At 33.9% G+C, this 16,960-nt stretch carries 12 protein-coding genes, 2 tRNA genes and 2 pseudogenes; 4 read left to right on the top strand and 12 right to left on the bottom strand.

Translation table 11 applies throughout. The features are described 5' to 3' along the window. The 3 genes and pseudogenes from GX308_08725 to GX308_08715 all read left to right on the top strand — a co-directional run bounded on the left by GX308_08725 (nucleotide 1) and on the right by GX308_08715 (nucleotide 1,994). Nucleotides 1-1,008 carry a virulence RhuM family protein gene (locus GX308_08725; protein ID NLK22137.1) on the top strand — a complete coding sequence of 336 codons (1,008 nt, stop codon included), beginning with the start codon at nucleotides 1-3 and terminating at the stop codon, nucleotides 1,006-1,008. A 73-nt stretch (nucleotides 1,009-1,081) separates the two neighbouring features. Continuing rightward, nucleotides 1,082-1,351 (top strand): annotated as a pseudogene (locus GX308_08720) (DEAD/DEAH box helicase family protein). Between the two features lie 118 nt (nucleotides 1,352-1,469). Further along, entirely contained in the window at nucleotides 1,470-1,994 is a 525-nt protein-coding gene (locus GX308_08715) for a hypothetical protein (protein ID NLK22136.1), read from the top strand. 174 nt (nucleotides 1,995-2,168) lie between these two features. Here GX308_08715 and GX308_08710 read toward each other — a convergent pair. Together GX308_08710 and GX308_08705 are read right to left on the bottom strand one after the other, a co-directional pair. After that, a tRNA-Leu gene (locus tag GX308_08710) sits at nucleotides 2,169-2,252 on the bottom strand. A 9-nt stretch (nucleotides 2,253-2,261) separates the two neighbouring features. After that, nucleotides 2,262-2,333 (bottom strand) — tRNA-Gln (locus GX308_08705). Nucleotides 2,334-2,543: 210 nt separating this feature from the next. On the opposite strand from GX308_08705, the gene GX308_08700 reads away from it, so the two are divergent. After that, nucleotides 2,544-3,614: a diguanylate cyclase gene (locus tag GX308_08700; protein NLK22135.1), complete on the top strand. Its 1,071-nt coding sequence runs from the start codon at nucleotides 2,544-2,546 to the stop codon at nucleotides 3,612-3,614. 40 nt (nucleotides 3,615-3,654) lie between these two features. On the opposite strand, the gene GX308_08695 is transcribed toward GX308_08700, so the two are convergent. The 10 genes and pseudogenes from GX308_08695 to GX308_08650 form a co-directional block, all read right to left on the bottom strand. After that, nucleotides 3,655-6,114 (bottom strand): glycoside hydrolase family 2 protein, encoded by a 2,460-nt coding sequence (locus GX308_08695; GenBank protein ID NLK22134.1) that lies wholly within the window; start codon nucleotides 6,112-6,114, stop codon nucleotides 3,655-3,657. A 30-nt stretch (nucleotides 6,115-6,144) separates the two neighbouring features. After that, nucleotides 6,145-7,332, bottom strand: a complete 1,188-nt coding sequence (locus GX308_08690) for a glycosidase (GenBank protein NLK22133.1) — start codon at nucleotides 7,330-7,332, stop codon at nucleotides 6,145-6,147. A 15-nt stretch (nucleotides 7,333-7,347) separates the two neighbouring features. Continuing rightward, nucleotides 7,348-8,553, bottom strand: a pseudogene (locus tag GX308_08685) (N-acyl-D-glucosamine 2-epimerase). Nucleotides 8,554-8,720: 167 nt separating this feature from the next. Further along, nucleotides 8,721-10,109 carry an NADPH-dependent glutamate synthase gene (gene gltA, locus GX308_08680; protein ID NLK22132.1) on the bottom strand — a complete coding sequence of 463 codons (1,389 nt, stop codon included), beginning with the start codon at nucleotides 10,107-10,109 and terminating at the stop codon, nucleotides 8,721-8,723. Next, complete coding sequence (locus tag GX308_08675; protein NLK22131.1) at nucleotides 10,102-10,935, bottom strand: sulfide/dihydroorotate dehydrogenase-like FAD/NAD-binding protein; 834 nt, start codon at nucleotides 10,933-10,935, stop codon at nucleotides 10,102-10,104. The genes gltA and GX308_08675 overlap by 8 nt, the downstream gene beginning before the upstream one ends. Nucleotides 10,936-11,143: 208 nt before the next feature. Next, complete coding sequence (locus GX308_08670) at nucleotides 11,144-12,787, bottom strand: PAS domain S-box protein (protein ID NLK22130.1); 1,644 nt, start codon at nucleotides 12,785-12,787, stop codon at nucleotides 11,144-11,146. Nucleotides 12,788-13,028: 241 nt separating this feature from the next. Further along, nucleotides 13,029-13,517: a QueT transporter family protein gene (locus GX308_08665; GenBank protein ID NLK22129.1), complete on the bottom strand. Its 489-nt coding sequence runs from the start codon at nucleotides 13,515-13,517 to the stop codon at nucleotides 13,029-13,031. A gap of 108 nt (nucleotides 13,518-13,625) precedes the next feature. After that, nucleotides 13,626-14,543 (bottom strand): transglutaminase domain-containing protein, encoded by a 918-nt coding sequence (locus tag GX308_08660; GenBank protein NLK22128.1) that lies wholly within the window; start codon nucleotides 14,541-14,543, stop codon nucleotides 13,626-13,628. Further along, a complete protein-coding gene (locus GX308_08655; GenBank protein ID NLK22127.1) occupies nucleotides 14,540-15,844 on the bottom strand; it encodes a hypothetical protein in 1,305 nt (434 codons plus the stop codon). The genes GX308_08660 and GX308_08655 overlap by 4 nt, the downstream gene beginning before the upstream one ends. Continuing rightward, complete coding sequence (locus GX308_08650; protein NLK22126.1) at nucleotides 15,841-16,950, bottom strand: DUF58 domain-containing protein; 1,110 nt, start codon at nucleotides 16,948-16,950, stop codon at nucleotides 15,841-15,843. The genes GX308_08655 and GX308_08650 overlap by 4 nt, the downstream gene beginning before the upstream one ends. Between the last annotated feature and the right edge of the window lie 10 nt (nucleotides 16,951-16,960).

Genomic DNA, 16,960 nt, shown 5'->3' with positions numbered 1-16,960 from the left:
ATGAATATGAGCTCTGAAATTATAATGTACCAAACAGAAGACGGTTTGACTAAAATAGAAACGACTTTTGAGGATGATACGGTTTGGCTTTCTATAGATCAGATGGCTGAATTATTTCAGCGTGATAAATCTACTATCTCGAGGCATATAAAAAATATATTTAATGAGGGTGAGCTGATAAGAGATTCAGTTGTTGCAAATTTTGCAACAACTGCAACCGATGGAAAAACATACCAAGTAGACTATTATAACTTGGATGTTATTATTTCTGTGGGTTATCGTGTGAAATCTCTGCGAGGTACACAGTTTAGAATTTGGGCCAGCAATGTTTTAAAGGAATATATGAAAAAAGGGTTTGCCCTAAATGATGATCTTCTTAAAAATAATGGTGGCGGAATCTATTTTAATGAGTTGTTAGAACGTATTCGAGATATACGTTCATCAGAAAAGGTATTCTGGAGAAAAATACTTGATATTTATGCAACAAGTGTTGACTATAACCCTAAAACTGGTGAATCAACTTTGTTTTTTAAAACAGTACAGAACAAAATGCATTGGGCAGCTCATGGGCAAACTGCTGCAGAAAAGATATATTACTCAGCAGATGCAGACAAGCCTTATATGGGAATGCTAAGTTTTAAAGGAGAACAACCAAGACAAGCGGATGCATTAGTTGCAAAAAACTATTGTACAGAAGAGGAATTATCTGCACTAAATAGCATAGTTTCTGCTTATCTTGAATTTGCTGAAATGCAAGCAAGAAGAAGAATACCTATGTATATGTTAGATTGGATTGAGACCTTGGATGGATTTCTTAAACTGTCCAAGCATGAAATTCTAACTCATGCTGGAAAGATTAGTGCTAAAACAGCTGAGCTTAAGGCAAAGGAAGAATATAAAAAATATAAGGAACTATACATCGATGATATTTCAAAAGTAGAAAAGGATTATATCAAGGCCTTGGAGGATATGGAAACTAAGTTGCAAAGTGTAGAAGATAAAAAATAGGATTTTATTAAGATAATAATAGTGCTATAGGTGTAAATCCTTGTTTATCATTTACAGCTGTACTTATTCTGCCACAGGTTCGGGCAAGACAATTACCAGCTTTAAGACCGCCCTCTTTCTCTCTACCCGTGGTGGTTTTGATAAGGTTATCTTCCTAGTAGACAGAAATGAACTGGATAAAAGTACTAGTGAAAACTTTAAAGCTTACTCCGCCTATGAAGCCGTATCAGTTGATGATACTAAACATACCTACCAGCTAAAGAAGCAACTAATATCACCAAAGAGAGGCATCATAGTAACCACAACCTTTAAACTTAACAATTTAGTCAAAGAGCTTATGGAAGGCAAAGAAGCATATTTTGAGGATATAGTAGCAATGGGAAAGTCTAAAATCTGATGCCAAAGCAAAGGAGTATTTTATTTTATGTTTTGTGGATACTTCTAAACAACTGGGGACTGTTATGCAGTACTATGAATATGTGTGGCAGAACGAGCGATTTAAAATGGATGAGCATATATTAAGCCTTATAGGCTCTAGAATAAAGAACGAGAAGGGTTTTAAAACCGTAGACGATGAAACTCTTAGGCTAATTTATGAAGAAATACAGGAACTAAGTGATATGGGTCAGGCGGAACAGGCTAAACTGCTTAAAGAGTTTGTGGAAACTGAACTATTGACCGGGCATATAAGAGCGGAATTGGATTTTGACCAAGACTTTGAAAATTGGAAACGAGCAAGGGTCAAAAAGGAAACAGCCAATTTTGCAAAAACTTGGGGCGTAGACGGTAAAATATTGGCTAAATCCTTAGAGCAATTTGAGCCCTCTAAAAGAGATGTCATCCCCTACATCGACGAACTTCAAGCGAGCATTGATTATAATAAGGCAGAAAACCAAGAGGCAAGTAACCAACTGGCTCATATGATGTATCTAATAAACGAAGAGATACCAGAATGCTTTTTAGAGATAAAAGGAAAATACAATTAAAATTTTTCTTGGCTTTATTTGGGGGTAAACTTTAAGATGGTCATAAAGGTTGCTATCTATTGCTCTCTAAAAGATATTATAGGGTAAAAATGCATTAGAATAGCCGTAAAGCCTATAGAACAATCTTGGCAACCAACGCAAAAGTGGAGTACATATGTACTCTACTTTATTTAATGCGGATGAAGGGAGTCGAACCCCCACGGTGTTGCCACCGGCAGATTTTGAGTCTGCTGCGTCTGCCTATTCCGCCACACCCGCTCGCGATGACTGGGTAGGAAGGATTCGAACCTTCGCATGCAGGAGTCAGAATCCTGAGCCTTACCGCTTGGCAACTACCCATCACTTATTTACTTGTCCAAACAACAACTTATTTTAACATAGAATCTACCACTTGTCCAGTAGGAATAAATATCTAAAACCTTCATGCTAATCCGATAATATTATATCTTTGTAGTAATTTCGAACCATTTCTATTTGTATTTTATGTGAAAATACTTATAATAGTATTATACAGCTATAATTCTAAATTATGAAAAAGAAGGAATTCATATGCCCTATGAAATTTTAAGTAAACTACTTTTGGTTACTTCTGTTGTAACCCTTGGCAGTATTTTATTTAAGGATTATTGGTTTAAGGAAAATGAATATAAAAAACAAACTCTCGGCCTAGTAGGAGGATTTACCGGAATATTCTTGCTTTTTTATCCTAATTTCCCTGCAAATTCCTTATTGTACTTAGGCATTTTATGGACGATTCTTTCCCCCTTAAGCCTATTAGGTGGCTATATTTCTTCTTTAATAGGGGGAGTTATACTTCTTGGATTTCGTTTTATTTCCACCCCTTCCTTTGAAGAAGCTATAATAAGTATACTTATTATAGCTTTCTGCACAATTATCGGTAGACTTCCTTTCTCTCTATTAAAAAAGTGGATATTTTTAAATGTTTCTTGTTTTATAACATTTTTTATTTATTCGAAATCCATATCCCCTCCCTTATATCTTTTTATTATCATTTGTATATTACTAAGTTCTTATATATATATTCTTCTAAATATAATAAGGAAAAACTATCATTTGTTTTTTCATCTTAAAACCCAAGCCACCCAAGATTTTTTAACAGGGATTAATAATACTAGACAATTTCACCTGAAATTTTCAAAGGCATTTTCATCTGTTTCTAAAGAAAATGCAAAACTCTCTCTTATAATGCTGGATATTGATTATTTCAAACATATAAACGATACCTATGGTCATCCTGCTGGGGACAAAATATTAAAACAATTTGCATCTATATTAAAAAATAACTGTTCCCCCCAAAATGTCTTTAGAATAGGCGGAGAAGAATTTTGCATTTTACTTTTTAATTCTTCCATGTCTAAAACCTATGATATGGCGGAAAAAATTCGTATAGCTGTTCAAGAAAATCCTTTTGATATCGACATTGGCCCCCCTGTTAATATTACTGTTTCCATAGGAATATCCGTTTATCCCGATACAGCAAAAAATAAAGGCGACCTTATAAAATCTGCCGATGATGCCCTTTATAAGGCTAAAAAATTTGGAAGAAACAGGGTGAACCTTCCTTTGAAAATATATAACACAAAAGAGCCCGCATCATAGATGGGGCTCTTTTGCGTTTTAAAATGAGGGAAGATATTTATCAAAATGTATCAAATAAGCTTTTTATCGTTATTTTATTTCTTAATTCTTTCATGGATATCGGTTTTGAAATGTCTTTCTTTTGTAAAATTACCTTGTAAACCTTACCACTAGATATATCAAAATAATTATCCTCTACTTTTATATCTATTTCCTTAGTATCAATCTCTACAGCCTTTGCAAAAGCTATAGAATATATACTAAAAATAAATTCATCTGTAGTTTCTTCTATATCCCATTTGATGGCAGGATCTAATAATTCAAAGTGCTTTGGCGGAACAAATAAAAAGGTTCCTGCATTTTCTATTTTTCTATCAATGATTAATTCATACTCTAAATATGTTTTTGATTTTTGATTAAAGTTACTTAAACTCTTTCTAAAATCCAATTCTTCATACATACCCGTACTATTCCTAGGGATTTCCACAGACCTTATTCCTTCTTCTAAAATGTTGAATCTATTATCCCTTAATTTCCAATTGATTTTTCCTTTAATATCCTCTAACCTATCATTTACAATATGAAGCTTTACTAAGGTACCCTCTTCTTTCGCAGATATCAGCACGGGATTAAAAAATCTCTTTGCATAGTAATGTAGGGCCTTCCATCTACCATAGTAATCGATGCTAGACCAAGAAGCTACAGGCCAACAATCATTAAGCTGCCAATAAATAGCCCCCATACACCTTCCCTTATTCCTTCTCCAATGTTCCACCCCATATTTTATTCCTTCAGCCTGAACCAATTGGGAAGTATAAGAAACGGATTCAAAGTCTTTGGGATATTTAAAGTTTTGTGCTATGTAATAAAATATCTTTTCATTTCCTGTAGGATTTTTCTGATGGGATTCCATTACATAGAAAAAAATATTCCTATCTTTCGGTAGTGTGAAACTTTCTATAGTCTTAATTCCCGGAAAGGACTGGATACCGAATTCAGACATAAATCTAGGGTAATGCTTCCTAAATGCCGTAAAAGGTTCCCTGCTATGCCATACCCCCCAATAGTGCATATCTCCTTTTGCTTCCGAACTAGGATTATCAAAATTCCCCCCTGAAGATGGAGATGAAGGCCAATAAAAGGTATTAGGGTCATATTCGTTTACTATATCGAAAATCAATACCTCAAACTGCTTAATGTAATCACATTTTAATTTTGGGGTTTTAGGAAAATTCCATTCCACCCAAGCGGATTCCATTTCATTATTCCCACACCATAATCCTAAACAAGCATGATGCCTAATCCGCTTTACATTATCTATAGTCTCTTTTTCTATACTTTTCTTAAAATCCCCGTTCAAATCATAAACTGTGCAAGCATACATAAAATCCTGCCATACAATTAGACCATATTTATCACATAAATCATAAAAGTAATCTTCTGGATATATTCCTCCACCCCATACCCTTATGGTATTAAAATTTGCATCAATGCAGTCTTCTATGAGCATTTTTGTTCTTTCTTTATTGCATCGCCCAAGGATATTATCCTCTGGGATATAATTTGCCCCTTTAGAAAATATCATTATCCCATTAATTTCAAAGGCAAAACTTTCACCCCATTTGTCCTTTTCCTGCTTAATGGTTAGGGTTCTAAGACCAATTCTTAAGAATCTTTTGTCTAGGATTCTTGCATTTTCTTTTAAGATTACCTCGATTTTGTATAGTGGCTGCTCCCCATATCCATTAGGCCACCATAATTTAGGGTCTAAAATATCTATCTGTATCTTATCTTTATTACTCATATTTTCTTTTTTAAATTCTATGCTTTCTCCATCAGGAGAAGTAACTTGTATAGTAATGTCATTAAAATTGTTTTCCCAGTTTTCACATGAAATATCCAAATCTAATATTACTTTTTCTTTCTTATGGTGTTGGGTTATATATATATCTTTTATTCTTTTTTTGGAATATGCCTTAAGGCTAATATCTCTCCAAATTCCCATATCAGGAAGCTTTGGTCCCCAATCCCATCCAAACATATAATGGGCTTTCCTGATATGTCCGATGCCTTTTAGAGCATCTGACGTATTCCACAGGAACTGTTCTTTGTTTTTTAACTTTATATATTTTGTTGGAGAATATATAACCACCCTTATTTCATTTTCACCTACTATCAAAAAATCTTTTATCTCTATTTCATATTGACTATGCATATTATCTGTCTTTAATACCTCTTTACCATTAATCTCCACGGTACTTAGAGTATCAATACCATCACAGGATAAATAAACTTTATCATAAGAGAGCATATCGCAATCAATCTTGAAATTTCTCTTATATTCATAGTCATAATCAGAAAGCTTCATAATGCTTTCTTCATTATCTCTGTAATAGGGGTCAGGTATTATACCATTATCTAAAAAATCTTTATAAACGGAGCCGGGTACTTCGCCCCCCATCCATTTGCTATCATCAACTTTTTTCATTAACCATTGTCCGTTTAAAGTCATTTCAATCATAATTTTCCCCCCAATAAATATTTAATCCGTCTAACTCTTCATAAGCTTAAGGTTCTTATCTATTAATTCATACCTTTGCTTTACGCAGGCATAGGAATAAAGCGGATCAGACGGTGTGTTAAGTACATAATCTAAAAGTCTATCTACTGTTGTTGTTGCCACATGGGTGCGTGTATCAGAAGAAGCATAATATATGTATATTTCTCCACTCTTTCTTGCAATAACCCCATTACAAAATACTACATTTAACACGTCCCCGATTCTTTCCTCTCCCTCTGGGGCTATAAGATACCCTCCGGGAGCGCTTATTACTTCATCAGGCTTCTTTAAGTCGGTTAAGAAGGCATATAGCACATACCTAAGGCCTGCAGCAGTATTCCTAACACCATGGGCAATATGAAGCCACCCCTTGGCCGTTTTAATAGGTGCTGCCCCCTGGCCATTTTTCACTTCTTTTATTGTATGATATACTTTTTCATCGATAATTCTTTCCTCATCAATAATAGGATTTTCCATACTCTTTGAAAATCCAAAGCCTATCCCCCCGCCACTGCCGGCTTCTATAAAGTCATCTTGTGGTCTTGTATAAAATGCATATTTACCATTAATAAATTCAGGGTGCAAAACTACATTTCTTTGCTGTGGAGATTTGGTTACTAAATCCGGAAGTCTTTCCCAATGCTTTAGGTCCTTTGTTCTTGCTATGCCACATTGGGCTATGGCACTGGAAGTATCTCCAAGAGGGACATTAAGATTTTTTCTTTCAGTACAAAAAAGACCGTAAATCCATCCATCCTCATGTTTTACCAAACGCATATCATAAACATTTGTATCTGGATTCTTTGTCTCAGGCATCAATATGGGATAATCCCAAAACCTAAAGCCATCTATACCTGTATCACTTTCTGCCACAGCAAAAAATGATTTCCTATCATTACCCTCAACCCTAGCAACTAAATAAAATTTATTATTAAGTTCAATTGCCCCTGCATTAAATACCGCATTGATTCCTAGCCTTTCCATCAAATAAGGATTGGTGTCCATATCTAAATCATATTTCCAAAAAATTGGCGTATGGTCTTTAGTTAGGACGGGATATTTATAACGGAAAAAAACGCCATTCGTATCTTCTAGTTTTTCATTCTGACAATTTATTAATTTTTCATATTGACGCAATAATTTTTTTAATCTTTCATCGAATTCTTTTCCAGGATTCATATTAATCTCCGAAGTATTGCCTTTCATTGTTCTTTTAATTATTTCAAAACAGGTCCGACTATTGTGATAAGGGCATTTCCATGGACTCACTTTAGGTTTTTCATTTTTTATCTCATTATTTTCTGAAAGTCCCCAAAACCATTCTCCCTTTTTTTTATCTACAATGTGGTCCCTAATGTATTTCCAGGTATTATATGCCGCTTCTAAAAAGTACTGTTTTTTAGTTAATTGATAGGCATTTAAAAATCCTACCACCCCTTCTGCCTGTACCCACCAAACCCTAGTTTTATCCAAATCTCCTTCTTGTGTCATTTCATTTATTATTGAGCCATCCTTATTTATAGCCTCTTCATATACCTTTTGAGCCATTGATATGGATATTTTTTCTATATAGTTCGATAAATCTTTATCCCCTAAAGTCTCCGCTGCTTCAACTAAAAGCCAGCTCCCTTCTATATCATGACCATAGGAAATAACCTTTGACTTCGAATTCCACGCTTCATCAAAGAACAATTTAAAGTGAAAACTACTTTTATCTATTATATAGTCTAAGGTAATTTCAATTAATTCCTTAAATCTTAGCTTAAAATCCTTGTTTTTCCATACCCCATAAAGACTAGTATAGGCTTCTAAAACGTGTAGATGAGTATTCATAGATTTTTTTTCATTCATATCCACTTCGCTTAATTGTAAATCCTCTGTAGGTTCCCAATTCCTCGAGCAAGCTTCAAAATATCCTTTATAATCTATGTCATAACTATGCTTTTCTATTAGATTGTATAGCTTTATTGCTATATCTAGGCTTTCCTTGCTATTAGCCGCCCTATAGTATTCGACTAAGGCATATATTCCAAAAGCTTGAGCATATATTTGCTTTTTTGTATTAAGGGGCTCCCCTTTATAGTCTACCAGCCAAAAAAGACCTTCAAATTCTTTATCCCATAGATAGTTTTTAATGTATTCATAAGCTACATTTGCCATCTTAAGATATTCATCTTCTTTGAAAATATTGTACGCCTTAGAATAAGTCCAAAGGATTCTCGCATTTAATACAGCGCCCTTAGGAGCCTCTTTGTCTACTCCTAAATCATTATCTATATATCCAAAGAATCCACCATTTTCTTTATCCACACCGCGACTTTGCCAAAATCTAAGGATGTTTTGTCTAACCTCTTCCTCTGCTTCTTCTTTGAGAACTCTTTCAATATCGATATCAATCATTTTATCCCCCCCAAAAGTTTTTTAATTAATTTACTTAAACGATTAGCTTATATTTAATTATACTTATGCTTAATTAATATGTCAATATAATTAATAGATAAACTCTAAAGGTTTCTGATTATACAAAAGACCGTATCTCATGCCTAATAAGATACGGTCTTTTTCGCCTATTTGATTTGAAGTTTTTCATGAATTGCTTTTGCTGCCTTTTTCCCTGCTCCCATAGCCAAAATAACTGTTGCAGCCCCAGTCACTACATCTCCCCCTGCATAAACATCTTCCTTACTAGTATGCATCGTTTCTTCTTCTACTATAATCCCCCCCCATTTATGGACCTTAAGCCCGGGGGTCGTTTGACGAATTAATGGATTTGGTGTTTGTCCTATGGCAATAATCACTGTATCCATATCCATAATAAAGTTACTTCCTTCTATTTCTATAGGTCTTTTTCTTCCTGTTTCATCTTCTTTACCAAGACCCATCTTAACGCACTCTATTTGTTTTACCCAGCCATTTTCTCCATGGATTTTCTTGGGATTATTAAGAAGGTTAAATATTATACCCTCTTCTTTTGCATGATGTATTTCTTCCTTCCTTGCGGGCAGTTCTTCTTCACTACGACGATATATTATATAAACCTCCTCTGCCCCAAGCCTTTTTGCAGTTCTTGCAGCATCCATTGCCACATTACCCCCACCAATCACGGCAACTTTTTTCCCTACTTTTACTGGGGTAGAACTATTAGGAAAATCATAAGCTTTCATAAGATTTACCCTTGTTAAAAATTCATTGGCTGCATAAACTCCATTTAAACTTTCTCCTTCTAAACCCATAAACTTAGGAAGACCGGCACCACTGCCTACAAAAACTGCCTTATAGCCTTCTTCAAAAAGCTCATCAATGGTAATAGAACGACCTACCACTACATTTTTATTTATCTTGACCCCTAGGTTGATTATAGTTTCTATTTCCTTTTCAACTAAATCTTTTGGAAGACGGAATTCCGGAATACCATACATGAGTACCCCCCCTAATGCATGTAGGGCTTCAAATATCGTAACATCATATCCTAGTTTGGCTAGATCTCCAGCACAGGTGAGCCCTGCTGGCCCTCCCCCTACTACTGCCACCTTAATCCCGTTCTTTTTCGCCCTTGACTCTTTGATTTCCTCTTTTTGTATATGATAGTCAGCAACAAATCTTTCAAGTCTTCCAATTCCCACAGATTCACCTTTTATTCCTCTAACACATTTCCCTTCACATTGTTCTTCTTGGGGGCATACCCTTCCACAAATTGCTGGGAGATTATTTTCTGAAGAAATCAATTCATATGCTTTCTCGAAGTTTCCTTCTATTACCTCTTTTATAAATTCCGGTATTGGTACATTCACAGGACATCCAGTTACACAGGGCCTATGCTTACAATTAAGACATCTTTTAGCTTCTTCTATAGCCTGTTCCTTTGTATATCCTAGGGCTACCTCCCTAAAATTTTTATTTCTTATATTGGGGTCTTGTTCAGGCATTGCTACTTTTTTTATGCTCATATTAGGCATGATGTTCCCCCCCTAGTCCAATACGACAGGAATGTTCTTCTTCTTTATATATTCCCTGTCTTCTCATGCATTCATCAAAATCCACTAGAAAACCGTCAAAATCCGGCCCATCTACGCAGGCAAATTTAGTCTCTCCCCCAACGGTCACTCTGCATCCCCCACACATCCCTGTTCCATCAATCATAATAGGATTTAAGGATACAGCAGTTGGAATGTTTTTAGGCTTTGTAATATTTACTACGGCTCTCATCATTATAAGGGGACCTATAGCAATTACTTCATCGTATATCCCGCCTTCATCTAGGAGCCTATTAAGCACATCAGTTACAAAACCTTTTGTTCCCTTAGTACCATCATCAGTTGCATAATAAACATTATCGCATATTGTTTCAAATTCTCTATCCAATATAATGAATTCCTTATTTCTTCCCCCTAGTATTACATCTACCTCAACACCCATTTCTTTAAGTTTCCTAATCTGCGGGTATAAAGGGGCAGCTCCAACTCCTCCGCCTATTCCTAAAACTCTTTTATATTTTTTTAATTCGGAGGGTTTTCCTAAAGGACCAACAAAATCCAAAATGCTCTCTCCTATGTTTTTTGTACTTAAAAGTTTTGTGGTATACCCTACTATTTGGTATATGATGGTTACTGTCTGTTTTTTTCTATCATAATCTGCTATGGTTAGGGGAATTCTTTCTCCTTTTTCTTCTACCCTAAGAATAACAAATTGTCCCGGCTCGCATTTTCGCGCAACAAAAGGGGCATGAATTACCATAAGCTCTACAGCCTCGTTTAACCTTTTTTTATCTATAATTTGATACATTGTCCCTCTCCTTTTCAAATAATCAATCCATAATAAGCCTTTTCCCATAGCTCAAATTTTACATCTTTATATTATATACAAACCAAATTGAAAAATCAATTTTAAGTAGAAATGTAGGGCGTTATGCCCTACATTTCTTATAATCTGAATTAATTTATTGAATAAAAAATCATAAAAACAAAAACTAGGCATTAATTAATACATATAGTTATGAATAAATATCTGAAAGCTCTATATTCAAGGTTTCAATATTCTTTATTTTTTTCGTATCGTTTATACTGCTTTCGTTAATCTCCTCGTCTGCGACCTTAATAGGAAGTTCAATTATAAACTTGCTTCCCTTATTTTCCATACTGCTAAATCCGATTGTACCTCCATGCATTTCTACTAAAGATTTTACAAGGGATAATTCTATACCACTGCCCTCATTCTCCCTTGTTTCCTCAGAATCGACTTGTCCAAATCTCTCGAAAATAACCTTTTGTTTTTCGAGGGGAATGCCTATTCCAGTATCTTCTACAAATACGATAATGGAATTGCCCTTTTGTTCTATGTTTACCATAATTTTTCCCCCTCGCGGAGTAAACTTAGCAGCATTGGATAAAAGATTTAACATAATCCTATCAATTTTTTCTGTATCAAATGCCATAATCTTCTTATCTACTTTGCTTTGAAATTCAAATCTTATAGCCTTATTTTCTATATATTGGCTAACAGAGGAGGTAATTTGTTTTATAATATCTACAATATCATTATTTTGTAAATGAAGCTTATAATATCCTGATTCAATTTTTGTTATATCGATAAGATTATTCAGAAGCCTTAGAAGTCGATAGCAGTTTCGTTTCATAACTTTTATATATTTTGCCACAGCATCCGTCGATGTATAATAAATTTCTAGAAGCTGAAGACTGGATAAGATAACATTTAATGGAGTTTTTATTTCGTGAGATATATCTGCAAAAAACTCTGTTTTTATTTTATCATATTTCTCTGCGTCTTTAATAAGTTCCTTTTGAGATTTTATATTCTTTTGAAGAATCATCTCTACCCTTTTAAGTTCCGTAATATCTTTAATATGTTCAATAACGCTTTTAACATTATTGTTTTCATCCAGTACTGGGTATGCCATTATATCCACCCATTTGCTTTGTAAATATATATATTTTTGAATCTTTATTGGTTTTTTATATTTAAGGGCCTTCCTTGTTGCGGATTCTTTGCAGGGGTCGCTGCATATTTCCAGTTCTTCACATGTCTTTCCTATAATCTCTCCCCTTGATTTACCCCAGAATGAAAGGGCTGCCGAATTGCACTGCTGGATTTTATCTTCAATATCTTTTATACATATTGGATCTGGAATATTATCAAATATAACATTTAAAAGGGCTGATGTTTCCTTTAACCTGTTCTTTACATTATTGTGTTCATTTGCTGTTTTTTTAAAATCTGCAATTAAGGTATAAGAGCCAGCCATAAGCAAGGGCTCACCTTTCTCATTCCACATTGCCTTACCTTGAACTAAAACTGGTTCATATTCAGGGGAATTTCCAAATCTACACTCCACTTTAAAATGAGGAATTTCCTTTTCTAAATATTTTTTTAAATAATTGTAAAATGCATCAATGTCTAAGGGGCAAATAAATTCTGCCAAAAAATCATAGGGGATATGTGCAGGGGAGCTGTCAGCATCATAATAACTTCTGAGGGTTCCAGCATAATATATCTTATTATCGGTAATGTCCCATGTCCAAATTCCATCATTAGATCCTTGTATTGCTAGTTCAAGAAATATTTCTACCTTGTCCCTTTCATTTAAGAAAATATCTTTTGTATAATCATCTACACCCATACTATCTCTCCTAAAAATTTTAAGAATTAGTTTATTAAGGTTTTAATTTTAATAATAATATTATACACGTTTTCGAGAGAATCTTCAAACAACTTTTAATCCATAGGTATGATTATAATTAAAAACCCCTATCTTAAGTTAATATTAACACTATAAGCCTCCATAATAGACCTTTGCTGATTAGTTTGCTCCATATTAATCGCACAATATAAAAAGAACAAGAAGTTTTTCTTGTTCTTTTTTATTTAAAGATATATTTTTTATATTTTTCCAAAACTAACATTAACGGATACCCAAATATATAACAAGATATAAGCTGTCCTAATCCCACTCCTCCCATAAATATAAGAAGGGTTAGGTTCCACTTGATATTGCCAAAGGTTCCATAGTAAATAAGCAATCCCACAATTACGGCATTAACAATGATTGGTGGAATTGGAACCAATATCTTTTTTGGCATTTTATAGGATAGATAAGCCGCCAGTAATGTAGCTAAGCTGCCAAAGACAATATCTGCCATACCAAATTTGCTTATAAAGATATTGGATATCATGCATCCAATAAATAATCCTGGTATTGCCGCTGGGGTGAAAAACGGCAGTACGGTTAGAGCTTCTGAAATACGTACCTGCAAGTAATCCGTACTGATTACGGCAAAGGGCAGGGTTAGTACCACATAAATTGCAGCAATAAGTGCTGATTGCACCAAAAATAAAATCTTCTTATTCATCTTTCTCCTCCTAGTTTTATTTATAGTCAGGATGGTTTCGAACTGACTCAGTTTGTAATATAACATATTTTTTGTATAAGTAAAAGCCTTATTTTAAAATTTAGTAATCTATTTATACTTTTTAATAAATACCTTTATCTTTTCATATACAGCCATTGCCTTTTCTATATCTTCTTTTTTTGGCTCCGTCTCCCCATATATAGCATGATCAAATACTTTTCCTAAGTCCATCATAGGAATCTTTGTTATCTCATGGATACGGGTAAGAAACTCCATCATAGTTTCATAGTCTTTTTTGCCAAGTTTTATTTTATCTAGATTCTTAGCAGTTCTTTGTAAGATATCGTGAACTGCCTGGCTTTTATTAATTCTTTTGATTTTCCTTTTCCAATATACTTCCCTTAGATATTTAAGGGCAATCAAAATTATAAGGGCAAATACCAATATACCTGCAATATATACCAGTACTGAGAAATAGTCTTCCAAAAGTTTTTTAAATAAACCTACTCCTTCTTTATTTTCCTCTATTATACCCGCCGTTGGTTCAAAGGTCATCCAGCCATATCCTGCTATATAAACCTCCGGAAAAGCATGGGCATGTTCACTTCTAACTAGGTATCTATCAGTATTAAGGTCTTTTTCATTGACTACATATCCTTCCACATACCGTGCCGGAAGCCCTGATGCTCTTGCCAAAATTACCATAGCAGAAGCAAACTGAACACAAATCCCCTTTTTGCTTTCGAATATAAAGTATTCGTTATAATCAATATCTCTTGGTACCCTTGGGAGTTGTTTAGTGTAGATAAAGCTAGAATTATGAAAAAAGTTCTGTATAGCTAGGGCTTTATCATAGTCTGTATCCTTTCCATCTGTAATTTCCTGTGCCAACTCATATACCCCTAAAGATGTATTTTTATCTAGTTTTGTATAATAGTCATAAGCATCTTTCATTTCTAAAGCAGCTATAGATAATGTATCTTGCTCATATTCTGTTAAGGAATTAATTTTCTTTGAAAGCATCATGGATATATCTTTAAAAGTTTTTTATTCATTTGTGTCATTACCCCAAATTCTCTTGAATTGGGGGTAATCCCTTGGGAAATATAATCTATGTAATATTTAGAATTAAGATCAATGGACTCCCCCATACCTAAAAAGCATATGGTGCTTTGTGATATGTATATATTTCTCTCCCTTCCCATCTCCTTGATACCAAAAACCCCTAATGGGTTAAAAAATGACTTCGTATAGTGATTTTTCAATATTACTTGGGCACGGTTAACTCTTTGGGGGTAGGAGGGATATTCAAGATATTTATATATATTTGAAAAATTCTCCTCCATCCATCCCTCATCTTTTAGCTTATCAAGAATGCTAATAATAGTATTAAATTTTTGAGCATTTCTTTTATAGTATTCTTTTTTTAAAATTCCCCCATTATCTAGACTTCCTTCCCCTGTGTACCAATAGTTTTTTTCATATTGATCAAAGCTCTGCATTCTTAGATAAAGAGGTTCTTTACCTTCGACTTCGAAAAGAACTTCCTTCCCATCAGGAACCAAACCACCATTAATAAATCTTTTTGTTGTAAGAATAGATCCATTTAGCCTATTGATACCGTTTCCCCCAGTTAGGATTTGTACATTACCTCCTAAGGTTTTTACCGTTCCATAAATAATAGCATCCATCACTGGAATTTGAGGAAGAACATCAGGTTTTGGTATTATTAAAGTAATTCCTAAAGTAATAAAAACAAAAAGTATACTATTCCCCTTCATTTTATTTTCGTATTCTGTATATAATATAAAAAACAAGAAACAAAAAATAATAAAATCGAATGTTATTCCTAGGCTTCCCTTTGTCGTTTCCATAATGAATACAATCATAGATAAGAGTAAAATAACCCATATTCTAAATCTTATATTTGTGAAGTAAAAAACAGTTCCTCCAAATAAAAAAGATACCAAGAGGATGCTTCCCACCCAATATCCTATATCTATATTACCCGTATTTGACCCATATATAAACCATAACCCATAGCTACTTCCCTTAGCAAGGGAAGTAGTCTTTATTATAAAAATCGCTATGGATATATAAACTATAAATACAAAGACGAATAATATTTCAACACCTTTATTGCCTACTTCTTTTTGCCACTTACAGTATAAAAAAAATGCAAATAATACAATATGAATCATAGCAACCAAAAATAAACCTATTAATTTATATTTATCACAAAGTATACCCATCATCCAATATACTAATAAGATAGAAAACAAACAGGCTATTCCTTCATTTTTTAGTTGCTGTATGATATTTTTCATATCTCATCGCCTTCCAGTAAAACCATATCTATCGCTATCTTTTTCTGCCTACATGCACCCATTATTTTAGATAACTCATCATCATGCCATCCCGTAAAAACAACAAATTCCCTATCGCTTAGGTTTAAATTCTGTCTTTTCATATGAGATATGGGTAGTCTTTCAATCTCTATCCACTTCTTAGCAGACATAAACTCATATTCCCCAAATATTCTTTGTAGTTCTACAACTCCCTGCCTATCATTTATGTAGTACATATTCCAATTACTACCTTCAAAAAGCCATACTTCTAATTCTTTTCCTTGTTTAGCCAAGCCCCAGGCCGTAGCCAGTACTGCTTCTAGTATATTCTCTTCTATTATAATGTTTTTTTGGGGAAGGATAAAATCTACCACAATACACGGCCTTAAATCAGCTATATACTCATCTTTTCTGACCATGAGTTTACCCTTTTTTGCTGATAACTTCCAATGTATTTTTTGAAGGGAATCCCCACCAACAAAATCTCTTAATTCATATCCGGGTTCTACAATATAAGTAAATCTTCCGTCAAGATATCCTGTATCCTCGGTTAAGCCTTTACTATTAAAATTCTCATCCTTATAGTAAATCCTTGGAATGATTAGCAAGGTTTTTCTATAATCACTTTCCTCTATATTTTTAAGGGGCTCCATCTTTATGAAGTTTAAGTAATCCCGTACTACAATAGTATCTATTCCAAGATAGACTTTCCCCCTCGTCTTGCTCATATATCCCATAGAAACAGTTTTAGCCTGCATCGGACCTAGTGATAATCTTAAATGAGTAGATGACAGTTCCTTAAGATTAGAAGCCGTTAGAAATATTATATCCAACCTTGGAATGGGTAGAAATGAATTATTCTTAATATGTACATCAACATTTAGATTTTCTTTTTTTTCTACTTCCCCCTCGGGAATTTTAAAGGAGATGGAAAGTTTCCTAAGAGGTATTAAAATAGATATTATTGATAGAAGAAATGCTGTCATAAACATAAATAAGAGCAATATAGCCGTTTCTTCCTTAAAAATGTATGCATATGTGTAAATACAAAAAATCATAGTAAGAAATGCCATAAAATTTTTCATAATATACATC

Source organism: Candidatus Epulonipiscium sp. (assembly GCA_012519205.1).
In the GTDB taxonomy this organism is placed as follows: domain Bacteria; phylum Bacillota; class Clostridia; order Lachnospirales; family Defluviitaleaceae; genus JAAYQR01.
This window is presented reverse-complemented; position numbering and strand designations above follow the sequence as displayed.